Genomic DNA, 18,686 nt, shown 5'->3' on the forward strand with positions numbered 1-18,686 from the left:
TTAAGGGCTAAAAGTTCGAATACACCGCACAGGAAGAGGAAATGTCTTATTGTTAGGGAGCGAACCCCCTGAAGAAAAAGAAAATTGGTAGGCATTACTAATATTGAACTGACTCGAACTCCAATAGGGAAAGACAGAGAACCCAACAATTCCACTTGTATAAATTGCATTAAATTCATCCCGTGCTGGCAAAAACCAATTCGCATCAAACCCTGCGGCTTGTCGGCAGTACCGAGCAGCACAATTAAGCGTTGTCGTACAAGCCGGATCGGTATTGATGATATTAGTGGTATTTTGCGCGCCATTAGTCAAGCTGGTACTAACATTATTGTTTAAACTACTACTCCAGGACACAAAGGAACTAGAATCAGTGGCAGAAACCACCCTGCCACTGGTGCCTGCACCATCAACTAGATAAACAATACCTCCTAAATAAGAGTCGCCCACAGCCACCACATAGGTATACCCTCCAGGGACTGTCGTGCTGCCACCAATCGCAGTTACTACTACATCGGCAGGACCTGTGGTGTTAGCAGGGGTGACCACGGTCACTGAGGAATCATTTACCACTGTAATCCCTGTGGCAGGTATTCCATCAAAGGTAACGCTAGTAGTGCCAGTTAAGTTCGCACCACTAATGGTAACGGTCTGACCGCCAGCTGCCGGCCCTGAACCTGGGCTAATGCCGTTAATAAGAGGAGGATTGACATAAGTATATCCCAGAGGAATGGTATAAGTGCCACCAGGTGCGGTCACCGTGACATTGACTGCTCCTGCCGTGCCCGCTGGGGTTACTACAGTGACTGTAGAGTCATTGAGTACCGTAACACTGGTACCTGGCACGCCATCAAAAGTGACGCTCGTAGTGCCAGTTAAATTGGTACCGGTCAGGGTAACCGTTTGACCACCGGCCATGGGCCCCTCATCGGGATTAATGCTTAAGATAAACGGCGTTGGCAAATAAGTATACCCTCCTGGAACTGTGACACTGCCACCTACGGTAGTCAGTGTTACATCAACTGCTCCTGCGGGAACAGCAGGAGTAACTACCGTGACTGTAGAATCATTAACCACAGTGACGCCAGTGGCTGGTGTGCCACCAAAAGTAACATTGGTCGTGCCGATTAAATTCGTACCAGTAATCGTCACGGTCTGGCCACCAAGCTCAGGCCCTGATGTTGGATTGATAGTGATAATAGTTGGCGCGGCCACATACGTATATGCGCCAGCGGCCGTCGCACTACCACCCACGGTAGTTAACGTGACATCCACAGATCCTGCGGTGCCGGCAGGCGTCACCACGGTGACTGTGGAATCATTGACCACTGTGATGCCGGTCGCTGGTGCCCCACCAAAAGTCACACTGGTCGTACCGGTTAAATTCGTACCGGTAATCGTCACGGTCTGGCCACCCGCTGCAGGCCCTGCGGTGGGATTAACTGTAGTGATAGTGGGTGCCGCCACATAGGTATACCCGCCAGGCACTGTCTCACTGCCACCCACGGTAGTCACCATCACATCAACAGGCCCAGCAATACCGGCAGGCGTCACCACGGTGACTGTGGAATCATTGACCACCGTCACCCCCGTAGCCGGTGTGCCATCAAAGGTGACACTGTTGGTTCCGGTTAAATTCGTACCCGTAATCGTCACCGTCTGGCCACCTGCTGCAGGTCCTGCTGTTGGATTAATGGTGGTGATGGTGGGCGCGGTCACATACGTATACCCGCCAGGTATCGTGACACTGCCACCCACAGTAGTCACCGTCACATCAACAGGCCCTGCAATACCAGCAGGCGTCACCACGGTGACTGTGGAATCATTGACCACCGTCACCCCCGTAGCCGGTGTGCCACCAAAGGTGACACTGTTGGTTCCGGTTAAATTCGCACCCGTAATGGTCACCGTCTGGCCGCCGGTCACAGGGCCGGCATTCGGATTAATTAAAGTAATGGTTGGCGTCGTTACATAGACATGCCCACCCGGCACGGTCACACTACCGCCGGTGGCGGTTAAGGTGACATCCACGGGGCCAGCAAGGCCTGCGGGCGTGACCACCGTCACCGTGGCATCATTGACGACCGTAACACCCGTAGCTGGCGTGCTGCCAAAGGTCACACTGGTCGTGCCGGTTAAATTTGTACCGGTAATGGTCACGGTCTGCCCGCCCGTCGTCGACCCTGACGTTGGATTAATTGTGGTGATAGTAGGCGCTGCCACATAGGTATACCCGCTCGAAAGCGTTGCACTACCACTGGTTGTGGTGACCGTCACCCCCACAGGCCCAACAGGCCCTGCGGGGGTGACGACGAGGAGGGTCGCGTCATTAACGACCGTCACACTGGTGACGGGTGTGCCACCAAACGTGACACTCGTGGTGCCCGATAAATTCGCACCGGTTAGGGTGACGGCTTGCCCGCCCGCTACGGGGCCTGCACTAGGATTAAGGGTAGTAATCGTCGGGGCCGCGAGATAGGCATACCCGCCGGCAAGCGTGGCACTGCCGCCGGTGGTCGTCACCGTGACATCCACAGGCCCGGCAAGACCTGCCGGCGTGACCACCGTCACCGTGGAATCATTGACCACCGAGATACCCGTGGCAGGTACACCGCCAAAGGTCACGTTGGTGGTACCGGTTAAGTTAGTACCGGTCAACGTGACTGTTTGGCCGCCGGCTACGGGTCCCGTGGTGGGTGTAAGGCTTGTCAGCGTTGGGGGTGGCACCACATAGGTAAAGGCATTCGCTTTGGTGACTTGACCAGCAGACGTGGTTAACACGACGGCCACCACGCCAGCCGCATGGGCGGCGGTCGTAACAATCACTTGAGTGTCCGTGACTTGGTTAATGAGCGCTGGGGCGCCATTAAACGTGACCTGACTGGTGGTGCCTAAATGTTCCCCGGTAATAATAACAACAGTACCACCAGCCGTACTGCCCACGGCCGGGGTAAGACTAGCAATCGTCGGTTGGGCCACGGTGACATAGAGATAGCCATTCGGGAAAAAGGCTTGTTGTCCATCAGGGTTTTGCACGATGACATCCACCGCCTCCTCGGCAGCCACTCTGGCTTGTAAGGTTGTAGGTAAGACTGGCGGCGCTGGCACAATCACTTTAATGAGGTTAGGTGATAACACCTCAATGCCACGGGCCACTTGGCTGCCAAAAAATACCAGCAACCCTTGGGCAAAGTTCGTGCCGATGATGGTCACCGTGTTGCCACCGGTCAGCGGCCCAGTATTAGGGCTCACGGCGCTGATACTGGGTGCGAGCAGTTTAGTAATTTGTTCAGCAATGGCCAGCACTTGCTGCATCTTTACCGCAGGCAGGCCAACCCATTGGCTAATGCCACCTAATTGTTGGCCGCCCCAGTGATGCGCTGCCTCATAGGCCTTAGCGCGTGCACCGAGGAAACTTACTTGCACACTAATTTGATTATTATCTGGCGTGGCATTGTGTGAGGTGATGTGTTGCCCAAGGAGGGATAGTTCGAGCCCTAACACTGGCAGATTAGGCAGCCAGCTTAAGCCTGCCTGATAAGTGTTATAAATTTCCCGCGCGCTTGCTTCGGCGCTTACTTTCAAACGCTCACCCAGCAAGCGATTCACGGCAATGCCCGCCCCTAACCCATCCCGGTCCTCGCTCGCATGCGGTGTAAACGCGGTGTGGTAATAGATTTGGTCATAATACAGCGTGCCCTGCATCCAGGTGGCAGGCGTTAACAACAGCTCAACGCCTGCATCAATGCCGATGCTGGTGGCCCCGGCAATATGGCGGTAATTGATGCATTGCAAGCCTGCTTCATACCCACCACAATTGATGCCATTGGACGTAAAAATAAGCGGGTTTAAACGTTGATTCACAGCACTTGCATAATAACCACCCGCATGAATCCCTTGCACCACGGGCAAATTAAACAATTGCTGGAACCGAATCCCATAAGCGTCTTGATGAACGCGCTGGTCAAGCTTGCCGGAGTCAAATTGAAAAGGTAGCCTCTGCCCAAAGCGTTCAGCCGTGAATTTCACCTGCGCCAAAGGGGACAAGCCATAGCCCACCGTGCCATTAATTCGGTATTGGTCAGCACCGTATTCACCTAATACCCCAAAAGCTATGCGTTCGCCTAATGGCAAAATATACTGAGCATTGAAAAAGGTCCCTGTTAAATCACTGTAAGTCACCCCCCAATTCAAGGGGCCGCTTAAACCTAACTGCTGATTGGTCAGCGATAAATTGGTTAATGTGCCTGTTTGAGCATAATTAAGTAGTGGCGTCCAAGGACCAACATTAATAGTGGGTGTATTGATAGCTGGCTTACCCAAGGGGCCAGATGAAGGAGTTGATGGTGGAGATAGCGGTAGCACTGACGCCATGGCCAGCTGAAATAATTGACTGTAAATTAAGACATAGGCTATGCCGCGCCGAAAATAAGCCGGCTTGCGTGATTGCTTATTGGGAATAATCTGGCCAAAGCGCTTCGTTAAACGATGAATTATTCCTGACTTCCTTCTCATCACTGAATCCTTTCTACTACGAATAAGGTTGCCCCTTCATTTGGGGCACCTAATGTAACAAAAAATAAACAAGAAAGGAAATCGATATTAGCCAGATTTAAGCAACTTTTATGGCACTCAGATTAGATATCTTTCGGCATCAATCACTTAAATTAAATTTGCTATAAAAAAATAATTATTATTTTAATATTTTTTCTTGGTAAAGGGATGAAAAACAATTTGGATTAAATGACAGCTGCCCAAGAAGACTTAAGCATAGGATTTATAAAAAATCAGCAAAAACAAATTAAATAGCCTCACATTTCACATTAAATACTAGTTAATTAAAACTTGATACCCAGCAGAAGTTGCTGGGTATCAAAAGATTACCAGAAGGCTATTTAAGCACCGCCGCCTGTACCGCCAGAGCCTGTACCAGTACCTGTTGCACCACCAGTGCCAGTGCCAGCACCAGCTCCAGTACCAGTTGTACCAGTGCCAGTAGCACCGCCAGCCCCAGTACCAGTTCCAGTCGTACCAGTTCCAGTCGTACCAGTACCCGTAGTGCCGGCACCAGTAGTCCCTGTTCCAGTCGCGCCAGTGCCTGTCGTATCAGTAGCGCCTGTACCTGTGGTCGTCGTTGTGGTAGCTGTACCTGTCGTATCCGTCGTCGTATCTGTATGACGACCAAACAGGAAGTATAAAATAAGCGCAGCAATAATTATTATGCCAATTATTGTTAAAATCCCTGTGCGTTCGTTATTAACCATGTTGTTCTCCTTGAACTGCAATAATTTAATAAATTTAATAGCCTAATGAGTAAATCTATTTTTATTGCCCACCACCTGCACCTGCACCGCCTGCACCTGCACCACCTGTGCCTATACCACCTGCGCCAGTACCAGTACCAGTAGTTCCAGTACCTGTAGTTCCTGTACCTGTACCCATAGTTCCTGTACCTGTACTGTCAGTGCCCATCGTACCATCGCTACCAGAAGTTGTTCCTGTACCCATATCTGAGCCAGTAGTACCGCTAGAATTCATATCGGTTCCAGTTCCAGTAGAATTCATATCAGTGCCAGTTCCGGTTGTAGTACCTGTAGAATCTGTACTAATGCCTGAGTCAGTCGTTGTTCCTGTTGTGCCTGTACCAGTGGTACCCGTAGTTGTTCCAGTTGTATCAGTACCAGTTCCAGTTGTAGTACCTGTAGAGTACGTACCACTGCCTGTATTAGTAGTTGACGTATCTGAATCGGCAGCAATGGCAGCATTTACAGCGGAGAAAACCATCGTTGTAAGCATGACTGAAAGTAGACGTTTCATAATAGTAGCTCCTTTAATCGTTTAATTAGTAACTCACTTTACTCACGTAAATTTCTAAACACCTTAAATCAGTTTAGCGTTAAATCTTTTCCACTTAATAACTTTTTATTGTTATTTAGCTGTATTAATAATAGCATCTAACCACTGTTTATGACGCTTTTCATCATTCCATCCTCGACTTAAAATCTCAGCCGCCTCAGGCCATTTATTCTTATGAGAATTCATTCGCTCATAAGCTGTATTTGTATCTACTTCGTTACTCAACATCGCTTTTAAAATAGCCTCATCACCAAACATATTAGCCAAAACAACCTTACCTTGTGCTAATAATTGCTTAGCACTAGGCCCATCTGGTACTTTAGCTTGATGACTTTTAAGAAGTGAGGTTATTTCTTGTACATGTCTTTGATGGTCATTTTTAAATTCTGTTAATTTAGTGCGATAATCAGCATTATCAAGGCGATTAATTGCTGCTTCATAAGCTTCGATAGCATCATAGTCAAGCTCACAAAGTTCATAGAGAGCATCATGAAAATGCTCTTGCGTTCCAACTAATGTTGTCATTATCATTCCCTTGTCTATAAGTTTTTACGTTGCACCCTACCTTAGAAAATCCTTTTACATTAAGATAAGTCCTTTAACATAATATTATAATTTTAATAATTAGCAAGTGACTGAGTTTTAAGTGGGCATCTAAACGCCCTTAACCTACTTTGCGTCACGCAGCGAAATGTCTATTTTTTTCTCTACTAATTTTTTCTCTTTTTGCATAGCGATTTCCATTTGCTGAGCCTCTTCAGACGTCAATTCTTTTTTTGCATCGGTAAAAATTTCATGTTCCTCTTCTTCGATATGATGCTGTAGGGAATCTGCCATTTTTTTAAATAGTTGCATCCAAGCAGCACCGTTTAAGGACTTATCTGATAAACGGTCAAGCATTTCTTCTACTTCAGCATGTTCTTCTTTAGCATGAGGTATTTCCTCTTCAGTGGCAGGCTCTTTTTTTAATGGTTCATAAAACACTTTTTCTTCTGCTTTACTATGAATAATTAGCTCTTTTTTTAACTGATTAAATAACTTATCTCTTTCTTCTGTAGCATCTGAATCTAGGCGCATTATTTTATCCATGAGACTTTGTGCCACTCTATGATCTTTTTTAAGATAAGTGAAAATACTCATTTTATTCTCCTTTATACCTATTTCAAACTTAACACGTTAAAATTGTGGTTAATTTTATTTCTTAAAGGATGCCAAATTTTTTAAGAAAACCACAGGCTTATGTTATTTACTCTTTTAGTATACACTAATTACCCTAGATTTAAATTTGTACAATTTTTAATCAACTTATAGATTTAATTATAGGTCTTACACCTAGGGAAGCAAGGAAGAAACACCCTTAGATCAAAAAATAGGTAAAAGTAAATGCTAGTAGAGCTAATTTAAGCATCTTTGTCTATTTTTAGCAAAGCTCTCTTTAATTTAGTGAGGTTTTAGCTAATTTTTATTCTAAACTTTACACTTATAATAAATTAATTTTTTTATTGTAAAATTAACTTAATGGTTTCCCATTTTAATGAAAAGGCAACGTATTTAAATAATGCTATAAAATCCATTTTCACTCCTATTTTGAATGATTTTTATGCTAAAATAGTTCCCTTTTACGAAGAAGTGATTAAGTCATGTCTGAGAATTATACGGCTCAAGCAATTGAAGTATTAAGCGGTCTTGAACCAGTACAGCGTCGGCCGGGAATGTACACTGACACTACTAGACCTAACCATTTAGCACAAGAAGTCATAGACAATAGTGTTGATGAAGTTATTGCAGGCTACGCTAATTGTATTACCGTCACCCTTCATCAAGATAATTCAGTGGAAGTAGAAGATAATGGCCGTGGTATGCCTGTGGATCTCCACCCGCAAATCGGCTTAAGTGGTGTAGAAGTTATTATGACGCGCTTACATGCTGGCGGTAAATTCTCAGATAAAAATTATACGTTTTCAGGCGGATTGCATGGTGTGGGCGTTTCTGTCGTTAACGCGCTCTCTGAGCGTGTTGAAGTCACTATTAAACGTAATGGCGTCATTTACCAAATGTGTTTTGCTAATGGTGAAAAAACACAAGAATTAAATGAAATAGGTGTGGTTAAAAAAAGAGATACTGGAACTATTATTCGTTTCTGGCCTAATCCTAAGTATTTTGATTCGGCAAAATTTTCAGTTAAACAATTGATGCATGTATTAAGAGCCAAAGCAGTTCTTTGTCCAGGCTTGGCAATGACTTTTATTAATCAAATTAATCAAGAAAAAACCTATTGGTGCTTTGAAAAAGGTCTAGTTGATTACCTAAAACAATCACTACCTGCTGATTATTTCCCTGATGAACCTTTTACCGGCGAATTTACTAGTGACGAGGCTACCGTGGATTGGGCAGTTGCCTGGTCTAGTCAACCTTCAACCTCAGGATTAAATGAAAGTTATGTTAATTTAATTCCTACTATTCAAGGCGGTACACACGTTAATGGCTTACGAGCTGGGTTATTTGATGCTTTATCTGCTTTCTGTGATTTGCGTAACTTATTGCCCCGCGGTGTTAAACTTACAGCAGATGATTTATGGGAACCTTGTCATTATATACTTTCAGTCAAAATGAAAGAGCCGCAATTTGCTGGTCAAACTAAAGAGAGATTGAGCTCACGACAAACAGCAGCTTTTGTCACCAATGTAATTAAGGATGCATTTGCTCTGTGGCTTAATCATCATCGAAGCTATGGTGAAGCAATTGCTGCATTTGCTATTGAACGCGCGCAAAAGCGACTTAAACAATCCAAACAAGTTGCCCGTAAACGTGTAAGCCAAGGCCCTGCTCTGCCAGGTAAGCTAGCCGACTGCTTACAACTTGATTTAAATCAGGCTGAACTATTTTTAGTTGAAGGTGATTCCGCAGGAGGTTCTGCAAAACAAGCGCGTAATAAGGATTTTCAAGCCATTTTACCTTTACGAGGTAAAATTCTTAATACCTGGGAAATTGATTCTTCTCATGTCTTAGCTTCACAAGAAATTCATGATATTTCAGTTGCAATCGGTGTTGATCCGGGATCTGATGATATATCGGGTTTGCGTTATGGTAAGCTGTGTATTTTAGCTGACGCCGACTCTGATGGCGCTCATATTGCCACTTTAATCTGTGCTTTATTCCTTCGCCATTTTAAACCCTTAGTGAAAGCTGGCCATGTGTTTGTTGCCATGCCACCTCTTTATAGAATCGATGCAGGCAAACAAGTTCACTATGCACTTGATGATGAAGAAAAGCAAAAAATTATTGCCAAAATGACCAAATTAAATAGTGGTAAAATTAATGTTCAACGCTTTAAGGGCTTAGGCGAGATGAATCCCATGCAATTACGTGAAACAACCATGGATCCTAATACACGGCGATTAGTGCAGTTAACCCTCGAAGATGAACAAAATACAATATCTATTATGGATATGATGCTTGCAAAAAAACGAGCCACGGATCGTAAAGCTTGGTTAGAAGACAAAGGTAATTTAGCTGATCCAGCATTATAAGATGACTTTTATAGATGAGACTTTAGTATTTCAATAGAGGAATTAAATTAGAATAATTATCAGTCCATAGCATCGTCTTTTGGGTGGTAACAAATTTCCACCCTGCATTTTTGCGCAGCAACTCTATTGCAAACGGTTCATTAGGCGTTAACACTACCCATTCAGAAGAAAATTGACCTAATTTAGAGTTGCCAGTGTGATATTGATGTAACACGACCCAATCTAATTTCCGCCCTATTGCTGTTAAAACAGGTAAAAGATTAATATGCCGATTACTAATGTGTACTAATAATACACCATTTGCAGTTAATTTTTGCTTATACAGTTTAAATGCTTCATAAGTTAAAAGATGAGTAGGGATAGAATCGGAGGAAAAAGCGTCAATAATAAGTAGATCGGTACTAGACTTTTCTCTTTGCTGTAAAACTAATCGCCCATCCCCCTGTGTAATAACAGGCTTTGCCAAGCAATCTCTCAGATAAGTAAAGAAGCGAGGGTTATCAGCAATATTAATCACTTGCTCATCAATATCAATCACTTCCAGTTGATCAGATTGTCTAAATTGACAAACCATGGTACCGGTTCCTAAGCCAATAAGGATAGATCGTAATAAGGGAACCTGTTGCAGAAGTTCAATGACTAACGCTGGTGGGCCATAATAAGATGTTGTTCCTAACAAGGTACTTTGCCCACTAAAGACCTGAATCCCATGGACAGTGCTTTGGCTAATTAAGGCATGCCCACTAGCTATTGTTGAGACTTGCTTAATACCATAAAAATTTCGCTGCTGAGCTAAAATTGGCATGTGTTTAAACCAGGGACTAAAAATAAAAATAAATAAAATAACCGTTGCTACAAAAAGATTTATACAACTTCTAGCCCAAATAACCATGATTATTATGGAACTAAACTCAGCGAGATGGTATTTCTTAACCCAATTTAACCAAGGTAGATTAGGTAAGAAAAAACTACCTAATAATAACAAAGCAATGATGAGTGGCGTATAGTTTAACCCTCTTAAAGGCAGACGAAAACATAAAAAAGACAAAGCAACTACAAGCGGGTATTCATAAGGGCCTTGGAATAACCGCGGCGCAAGTAATCCATTAAACAAACCAGCTAAGACACCGCCCAGCGCTAAACAGACATAAAAACTAGTTAAATGCTCGGCAGCAGGCCGACGTTGCACTAACTCACCATGACAAAGTAAAGCAATAATAAAAAAATAAGCTAGATGTATAATAATTAATTGATAAGCTGAAAGACTATTAACGCCTAATATAAAAGCTAAGAGAGGAAAAATAGCAAAAAGGAGCGCATTATTAACTACCCACTGATGAGGTATAAGTGGCTTTTGGGCAAAAGTAATAATAAAACTTAACAAATAAAGCGCTAAAGGAATAACCCAAAATAATGGGGTTGCTGCAATATCAGTAGAAATATAAAACGTGACACCTAACATTAAGCTACAAGGAATAAAGCTATAGCTTATCCAAGTAAATAACTGATAATAAGAAAGCGACTGCCGCTTCGCTTGAATTTTCTTAGAATAAGAATAGGGTACAAAAAATAAAATACTAGTTATCAAAACAAGATAGAGTTTAAAGCCGTCATTCCAGTACTGATATTGGGCGCTCAAATCAACCCAGCGCTCAACAGCCCAAGGATAACTAAGTAAAGCTAATAGACTACCTATATTACTAGCTACGTATAAAAAATAGGGATCAGGGGCTTTTTTACTTTTAGTATGACTAAAAGCAAATTGTAGCAATGGCGCTGATGATGCAATAACCAATAAAGGCAAACCCAATTGCATAAATAAGCTTTTTAAAATAATTAAATCCGGGGAATGTACGGGATTTGCTGAGCTTGTTGTAAGATAAAGTGGTAACCATAAAACACTTAACAGCAAAACACCTGCATGGATTAAACGCCAATACCAATTGTGATTAATATAACTTAAAGCCCAAGCATAACCGTAAGCTAATAGTAGCAACGCTTGAAAAAAAAGCATGCATACGGTCCATACTGCAGGTGTCCCACCATAGATAGGAAGCAGACTCTTAGCAACCATGGGCTGTATAATGAATAATAAGGAAGCACTTAAAAATAGACTAATGGAAAATAATAATTGAATCACACTATCCCTGCTTAATTCTTATTGTAATTGTAAAGCCACCCAATTTAGGATGCTTTTACAGGCTTAACATGCACCATAAAGGTGTAACATGCTAAGTAGCTAACTTATTATCCTAAAATGCCTAACTAGTTACTCCCTGCTTAAGCAGGGATAACTAATTAAATATTAGTATGTTATTTAACTATTAAGCTTCACTTGAAGCACTTAACATCCAGCGAGATTTTTCATGTGCTGCAATGCGATCGCTTAATAAAGTTACCGTTCCCTCATCAGCTTGCTCTTGAGCTAATTTAAGTGATTGATTTAAGTCTTTAATTAACGTGCCATGATCATTGGCTAATTCTTTGACCATTTCATTCGCTGAAATGCCAGAATTACCATCTTTAACACGCTTTAATTGATTATACTCATTAAATGTTGCTGGCGCTTTGTGACCTAGAATCAAAATACGCTCTGCAACTTCATCAACTGCTTCCGCTAACTCTTGATATTGCCTTTCGAATAATTCATGCAACGCTTTAAATTGCGCGCCTTTCACATGCCAATGATAGTTTTGAGTTTTTAAATACAAAGCATAGGTATCTGCTAGCAGAATAGAAAGTTGGCTAATAACATCTTTCATAACAAGCTCCTTAATAATAAGTGGTGGTAATGTCTAAGCATAGTTCAAGTAAATGGTATTTTAAAATCAATTGTTTATATCATAATCATTGAAATAGTTTATGACTACCTCTTTACAAAATGGATTACCTTAAAACTTAAATTAATTAACCACCTATAACACAAAATATCAAGTATACTAGGGACATAATTTCCCTTGTTAAAGAGAGAACTTAAATGACTGAATCTCTGTTTTCCCTACCTATTTTAGATTTAAATCAAATAGATAGTACTACCCAGCAAGCTAGCCTTCAGGCGCTTGAATCTGGAAATGTCATTTATTTTCCTAATTATTTTTTTAATTTTCCGCAACTAGATAAGTTTTTGACAGAAGAAATTTTAGATGGTCACCATAAAAATATTAGCTTTGACTACCGTACTAGCAAGTTAGGTGGGATTAAGAAAAAAACTAATGATGCATTTAAGCTTCACATCGAACTTAAAGAATTTATGCAGCAGTATGCTAATTTTGCTAGAAATTTAGTCACCACCCTGCTGCCCCAATATCAACAGCATTTACAATGGGGGCGAACGAGCTATCGTCCGGCGCAAATTCTAGGCCGCCCTACTTCAAAACGTAAAGATGATACGAGGCTGCATGTTGATTCTTTTGCCGCATCGCCTGTGAATGGCTTAAGGATTTTGCGCGTCTTTTGTAATATTAATCCCCATGGTGAGCCCCGTGTTTGGCACCTTGGAGAGCCTTTTGACCGAGTAATACAACGCTTTGCTAAACAAATTCCTGATTATCGCGCTTCGGTCGCAAAATTACTAAAACTCGTTAAAGTAACTAAAACCTTACGATCAGCCTATGATCACTATCAATTACAATTACATGATCGCATGAAATTAGATGACAATTATCAACAAACAGTAGAAAAAAAACTGATTAACTTTGCTGCCCAGAGCACTTGGTTAGTCTTTACTGATCAGGTTTCACATGCAGCATTAAGTGGACAATTTTTACTTGAGCAAACTTTTTATTTACCTGTCAGTGCCATGGCTAGTCCGAATTTATCACCACTTAATTATTGGCAACAAGAAAAACTAACTAGTCGACAAAGTGAGTAGCATTATCAAGATTTACGAATTTAATAAAGCTTGGATTCGTAAATCCTTATTTAATTTTACTGCGCTCTTTCTTCCGTAAAATAGTCTGATAAAATTTTTGATTACTAGGTGCAACATCATGGCCATTATGCACATTTTCAGCGACCGTCTTAATAAGATTTAGCTGCTCTTTTGCAGTTTTATCTTTATTTTTTAGTAAGTTATATATGATGGCTACTCCTTTAGGAACGCGCTTACTTGTACCATCATCAAACCATATATTTGCCGCCCCTCCATCACGCATAAAACTATAATTTTCAACTGTAAACGATGTATTTCTGATTAACTCTTCAATGGATTTTAAATATTCTAAGCTTACCTGGTCTTCTTCAATAGTGTCTTTCAATGATTTTTCTGTCATAAAGTAACTATAAATTAATAAACCTATCATTAATTATAATGGTTAGATAAAAAAATATATTAAAAAATAGTGAAATTTATGAAAAATTTTTAACTTAAGGGGATTGCATTAACTAATCTTAAAAAGAGATCTAAAGAAATCGATAGCTATCGTATTTTTAACTATCCATTTTGGCTGAAATGTTTAATCAATTTTCAATCTAGGTAAAAAATCTATGACAAGAAATTATCAAACAAGTCAAGAATTACAATTATTAATACTCATTATTTTTATTTCTTCGTTAGGTCAAATTAACTCTGATTTATATTTGCCTTCATTGCCAAATATGGCAAACAAACTTCAGGTAAGCACTACTTGGATTCAAATGACGGTGGTTATTTATATGGTAGGATTTAGTGTGTCACAACTTGTTTATGGTGCCTGGTCAGATGCCATTGGCAGAAGAAAACCTTTAATTACGGGATTAGTTATCGTTTTTTTAGGTAGTGTATTATGTTGTCTCGCGCCAACTATTCATATTTTACTTCTGGGACGCTTTCTGCAAGGACTTGGTGCAGGCGCAGGGTTAGCCTTAACACGTCCAATTTTAAGAGATTTATTCGAAAATAAAAAATTAGCTATCTACAATTCATACTTATCAATATCCAGTGTCGTTGTTTTGTCTGCAGCACCAATCTTAGGTGGCTACATTGAACATTTTGCAGGCTGGCGGTATAACTTTCTTTTTTTAAGCGTTTATAATTTTACTATTCTTTATTTGTTTTATCTAAAACTTCCTGAAACCAGCCAATATTATCATCAAGATAATTTTCAACCAGCCATTATTTTTAATAATATGATGTACTTACTCAAATCTAATCTTTTCTTAAAATTTGTCCTACCTTCTTTATTGACTTATGCAGGCATTCTAGCTTGTATGACCGCCTTGCCTATCGTATTACAAGGAAAAGTAGGCCTATCGCCCGTTCAGTTTGGCTGGCTTTCTATATTAGTTGGCTCAGGTTTTGCCTTTGGTGGGTTTATTAATGCGCGATTAGTAGGAATATATGGCATTAATGCCATGATGATTTTTGGATTTTTAAGCCAATTTAGCGCTGGCCTCTTTATGTTAGTATTTTATTTGCTAAGTTATCTTAATACTTGGGTCATTATTATTCCTATCATTATTTTTATGTTTGGCTCAAGCCTTGTATTTCCTAATTCCTCCACAGGCGCTTTAATACCTTTTCCTAAAATTGCTGGTACAGCTGGAGCAGTATTTGGTTTTATGCAAATTTTAGGGGGAGCGTTCGCAAGTGGCCTAATCGCCTTTTTTCATGATGAAAATCAATTACCTATGGCTATAGCATTTTTGCTGACATCTGTATTATCTATCATTCTCTTTTATCTATTAAAGCCTACCACATGACTTTCCTTACCCTCTCCCCAACCCTCTCCCGCGAACATCATACTCACATTGTATGACCGGAACATAGGTAACAAAACTGACCGGATAGATAGGTAACACTTTAATATCATATTTTATACATTTTTTGTTCTCTTTCATTAAAAATAGAAATGGGCATAAAAGAGAAATGTAGATTCCATTGCTCTTCACTTCGGGGTATAAAGCCAATAGTTTCCCCGATTAACAACTCAGATAAAAAGATTTCCTTTCCTTTCCATTTAATCGTGCCGTTGCTTCTGACTCGTCTAGTTTCCACGTGTCTTGTATCGTATTCTATTTTAGGTAATGTCTGTGGAAAAGAGCGCGCCGAATTCGAGTAGAGCCAAAGGGGGCGTTGAAAATCAATTCCTTCATGAGGTCTTTCTTCATTAAATACTGTTCTAAATTCATCAAAACATCTTTGTTGAGCCCAGTGGTTGTCCATTGGCGGTAGCGTTGTTTCCAATTTTAAAGTTAAATGCATCCGTTCGTGCCTGCCATTTTCTTCTGGATGCCCTTTTCTTATCCTCTCAGGTATAATTCCCAATTTAATTAACCAGATAGATAATTTAGATAAGCCTGCAATACCTGTACTGGCAAAGGGTACGCCATTATCACTTTTAATGGCTTTAGGTAAGCCATAGGTTTTAAAAAGTCTCTCTAGTGCTTCTTTTGTTGTTAAACTTGATATCGTCTCGAATGCTCTGATATCTAAAAGATAACGACTAAAATTATCAGTCACGGTCAATGGATAGCAACGCCTTTTATTGCCTAAATAAAAGTGGCCCTTGAAATCGATACTCCAAACATCATTTGGGCTGGTGCACAAAGAAAACGACTCATGGTAAGGTGCGACATCGCCTCGAGCTCTTCGTTTTCTTACTAAGCCATTTCTTTTAAGAATGTCATCTATTGTACTTTTGGCTGGCCAAGCCGTGTTTGGGTATTCTTGATGAAGCCAATTGTAAATCTTTTTGCCTCCCCAAGTTTTGTGCTTCTCACGTACTGATAAGATACTTTCCTCTATCCACCCAGAGGTTTTTAAACCATGCTGATGGGGGGCCCTAGAGCGTTCTTTTAGTCCATCTATACCTGACTCTTCAAATTGCTTCACATACTTATAACCCGTCTTTCTACTGATGCCGTAAAAAACGCATAGCTCTGCAAAACTAGCAAAGCTCTTTTCCATATAATTTGATATAAATTTTAGTTTCTCTCTCATAGCAACAGTCTCTTTCCAAGGCATTTCACACTCCTTTTACCGACATGTGATTAGTTTACTGTTACCTATCTATCCGGTCATAGGTGTTACCTATCTACCTGGGTCGGACCTAATAAAAGGGTACCTTTCGCGGGAGAGGGTTGGGGAGAGGGAAAGTTATGATGGTGAAAGATGAAAAGGGGGCATTTATAAAACATACTCTGCCAACCTTAAAAAGAAGTAGCCAAAAAACGTCTAAGTCACTGCCTAGTAATTTGTGAAGCCCTCATCTTATACGGCAATGTAGCATAGCTAGCGTACTTAAATTAAGCTCAATTATATTTCGCTATATATTCAAGATAATAAAAACCCGCCAATTGGCGGGTTTTTAAACTTGGGTAGAAAAGGCTTACATCATGCCGCCCATACCACCCATACCGCCCATGCCACCCATAGCGCCAGCATCTATACCTGCATCATTTTTCTTAGGCAGATCAGCAACCATGCACTCAGTAGTAAGCATTAAGCTTGCAATAGAAGCAGCATTTTGTAATGCAGTACGAGTAACTTTAGTGGGATCTAAGATACCAAATTCAATCATGTCACCGTATTCACCAGTAGCAGCATTGAAACCAAAGTTATCTTTACCTTCAGTTACTTTATTTACTACAACAGATGCTTCATAGCCTGCGTTAGTAACGATTTGACGTAAAGGTGATTCAATAGCACGACGAAGAATATTAATACCCATATCCTGATCAGAATTATCACCTTTTAATCCTTCTAACGCTCTTTGAGCGCGGATTAAGGCAACACCACCACCAGCAACGATACCTTCTTCAACAGCAGCACGAGTTGCATGAAGCGCATCTTCAACGCGTGCTTTTTTCTCTTTCATTTCAACTTCAGTAGCAGCACCAACTTTGATAACCGCAACACCACCAGCTAATTTAGCAACACGCTCCTGTAATTTTTCGCGATCATAATCAGAAGTCGTTTCTTCCATTTGAGCACGGATTTGTGTAACGCGCGCATTGATATCGTCAGCTTTACCTTCACCATCAATGATTGTGGTATTTTCTTTAGTTACAACAACACGCTTCGCAGTACCAAGATCATCAATTGTCGCACCTTCAAGGCTCTTACCAATTTCTTCAGAAATAACTTGAGCATTAGTTAAGATAGCAATATCTTGCAACATTGCTTTACGACGATCGCCAAAACCAGGTGCTTTCACAGCACAAACTTTAACAATGCCACGCATGTTATTAACAACTAAAGTAGCCAAGGCTTCGCCTTCAACATCTTCAGCAATAATTAATAAAGGTCGGCCTGATTTAGCAACACTTTCTAATACAGACAACATATCGCGAATGCTAGAAATTTTCTTATCAACTAACAGAATGAATGGGTTTTCAAGCTCAGCACTCATGTTTTGTTGATTATTAATAAAGTATGGAGAGATATAACCGCGATCAAACTGCATACCTTCAACAACAGCCAATTCATTTTCAAGGCCATTGCCATCTTCAACAGTGATAACGCCTTCTTTACCAACTTTTTCCATTGCTTCAGCAATAATAGCACCAACTGCTTCGTCAGAGTTTGCAGATATTGTACCTACTTGTGCAATCGCTTTGCTATCTTTGCATGGCTTAGACATTGATTGTAAATCTTTAGTAATTGCAATCACTGCTTTATCAATACCGCGCTTTAAATCCATTGGGTTCATGCCAGCCGCAACTGCTTTATGACCTTCAACCATGATCGCACAAGCAAGAACGGTAGCCGTTGTTGTACCATCTCCTGCTGCATCAGAAGTTTTAGAAGCAACTTCTTTTAGCATTTGGGCGCCCATGTTTTCAAAACGCTCTTCAAATTCAATTTCTTTTGCAACAGATACACCGTCTTTAGTAATAGTAGGTGCGCCGAAAGAACGTTCTATTACAACATTTCGGCCTTTTGGACCCATAGTGACACGTACCGCGTCAGCTAAGCCATTCGCACCAGCAAGTATTTTTTGGCGCGCTGAGTCACCAAAACGTAAATCTTTAGCCATTTAAGTCTCCTTTAATTCGTTTGCTTACTTTTCGATTATGCCTAAGATATCTTCTTCACGCATGACGACTAGTTCTTCACCATCAATCTTAACTTCTGTACCTGAGTACTTACCAAATAAAACTGTCTCGCCTACTTTAACAGCTAACCCTCGGACATCACCATTTTCTAAGTTTTTGCCTGGGCCAATTGCAACTACTTCACCGCGCATAGGCTTTTCAGTAGCACTATCGGGGATAACGATACCGCCTGCTGTTGTGCGCTCTTCTTCCAGACGACGAACAACAACGCGATCGTGCAACGGACGAATTTTCATACTTCTTTCTCCTGATGGGTTAATCACCTAT

At 41.1% G+C, this 18,686-nt stretch carries 14 protein-coding genes; 3 read left to right on the top strand and 11 right to left on the bottom strand.

From position 1 onward, the window contains the following. The 5 genes from DYE47_RS10285 to DYE47_RS10305 form a co-directional block, all read right to left on the bottom strand. Positions 1-4,512: an IPT/TIG domain-containing protein gene (locus tag DYE47_RS10285; protein ID WP_115303183.1), complete on the bottom strand. Its 4,512-nt coding sequence runs from the start codon at positions 4,510-4,512 to the stop codon at positions 1-3. A 380-nt stretch (positions 4,513-4,892) separates the two neighbouring features. After that, entirely contained in the window at positions 4,893-5,261 is a 369-nt protein-coding gene (locus DYE47_RS10290) for a hypothetical protein (RefSeq protein WP_115303184.1), read from the bottom strand. Between the two features lie 61 nt (positions 5,262-5,322). Further along, complete coding sequence (locus DYE47_RS10295) at positions 5,323-5,814, bottom strand: hypothetical protein (RefSeq protein ID WP_115303185.1); 492 nt, start codon at positions 5,812-5,814, stop codon at positions 5,323-5,325. A 111-nt stretch (positions 5,815-5,925) separates the two neighbouring features. Beyond that, positions 5,926-6,378, bottom strand: a complete 453-nt coding sequence (locus tag DYE47_RS10300) for a DUF892 family protein (protein WP_115303186.1) — start codon at positions 6,376-6,378, stop codon at positions 5,926-5,928. Between the two features lie 144 nt (positions 6,379-6,522). Further along, complete coding sequence (locus DYE47_RS10305) at positions 6,523-6,993, bottom strand: hemerythrin domain-containing protein (RefSeq protein ID WP_115303187.1); 471 nt, start codon at positions 6,991-6,993, stop codon at positions 6,523-6,525. Positions 6,994-7,493: 500 nt separating this feature from the next. Here DYE47_RS10305 and parE point away from each other — a divergent pair, with 500 nt between their 5' ends. Next, positions 7,494-9,383 carry a DNA topoisomerase IV subunit B gene (gene parE / locus DYE47_RS10310; RefSeq protein WP_115303188.1) on the top strand — a complete coding sequence of 630 codons (1,890 nt, stop codon included), beginning with the start codon at positions 7,494-7,496 and terminating at the stop codon, positions 9,381-9,383. Between the two features lie 22 nt (positions 9,384-9,405). On the opposite strand, the gene DYE47_RS10315 is transcribed toward parE, so the two are convergent. Then, positions 9,406-11,523 (bottom strand): spermidine synthase, encoded by a 2,118-nt coding sequence (locus tag DYE47_RS10315; RefSeq protein ID WP_115303189.1) that lies wholly within the window; start codon positions 11,521-11,523, stop codon positions 9,406-9,408. Positions 11,524-11,707: 184 nt separating this feature from the next. Next, entirely contained in the window at positions 11,708-12,145 is a 438-nt protein-coding gene (locus DYE47_RS10320; RefSeq protein ID WP_115303190.1) for a Dps family protein, read from the bottom strand. 215 nt (positions 12,146-12,360) lie between these two features. Between DYE47_RS10320 and kdoO the strand changes: the two genes are divergently transcribed. Beyond that, positions 12,361-13,254 (top strand): Kdo hydroxylase KdoO, encoded by an 894-nt coding sequence (gene kdoO, locus DYE47_RS10325; protein ID WP_115303191.1) that lies wholly within the window; start codon positions 12,361-12,363, stop codon positions 13,252-13,254. Between the two features lie 46 nt (positions 13,255-13,300). Here kdoO and DYE47_RS10330 read toward each other — a convergent pair whose 3' ends face one another. Beyond that, complete coding sequence (locus tag DYE47_RS10330) at positions 13,301-13,654, bottom strand: hypothetical protein (RefSeq protein ID WP_115303192.1); 354 nt, start codon at positions 13,652-13,654, stop codon at positions 13,301-13,303. Between the two features lie 214 nt (positions 13,655-13,868). Here DYE47_RS10330 and DYE47_RS10335 point away from each other — a divergent pair, with 214 nt between their 5' ends. After that, entirely contained in the window at positions 13,869-15,062 is a 1,194-nt protein-coding gene (locus DYE47_RS10335; protein ID WP_115303193.1) for a multidrug effflux MFS transporter, read from the top strand. A 106-nt stretch (positions 15,063-15,168) separates the two neighbouring features. On the opposite strand, the gene DYE47_RS10340 is transcribed toward DYE47_RS10335, so the two are convergent. The 3 genes from DYE47_RS10340 to groES all read right to left on the bottom strand — a co-directional run bounded on the left by DYE47_RS10340 (position 15,169) and on the right by groES (position 18,655). Further along, positions 15,169-16,326 (bottom strand): DDE-type integrase/transposase/recombinase, encoded by a 1,158-nt coding sequence (locus DYE47_RS10340; protein WP_115303194.1) that lies wholly within the window; start codon positions 16,324-16,326, stop codon positions 15,169-15,171. Between the two features lie 364 nt (positions 16,327-16,690). After that, positions 16,691-18,340 (bottom strand): chaperonin GroEL, encoded by a 1,650-nt coding sequence (gene groL / locus DYE47_RS10345; RefSeq protein WP_115303195.1) that lies wholly within the window; start codon positions 18,338-18,340, stop codon positions 16,691-16,693. 24 nt (positions 18,341-18,364) lie between these two features. Further along, positions 18,365-18,655, bottom strand: coding sequence for a co-chaperone GroES (gene groES, locus DYE47_RS10350; RefSeq protein ID WP_115303196.1), 291 nt, complete (start codon positions 18,653-18,655; stop codon positions 18,365-18,367). Positions 18,656-18,686: the final 31 nt, after the last annotated feature.

It is taken from the genome of Legionella beliardensis (assembly GCF_900452395.1).
GTDB lineage: Bacteria > Pseudomonadota > Gammaproteobacteria > Legionellales > Legionellaceae > Legionella_C > Legionella_C beliardensis.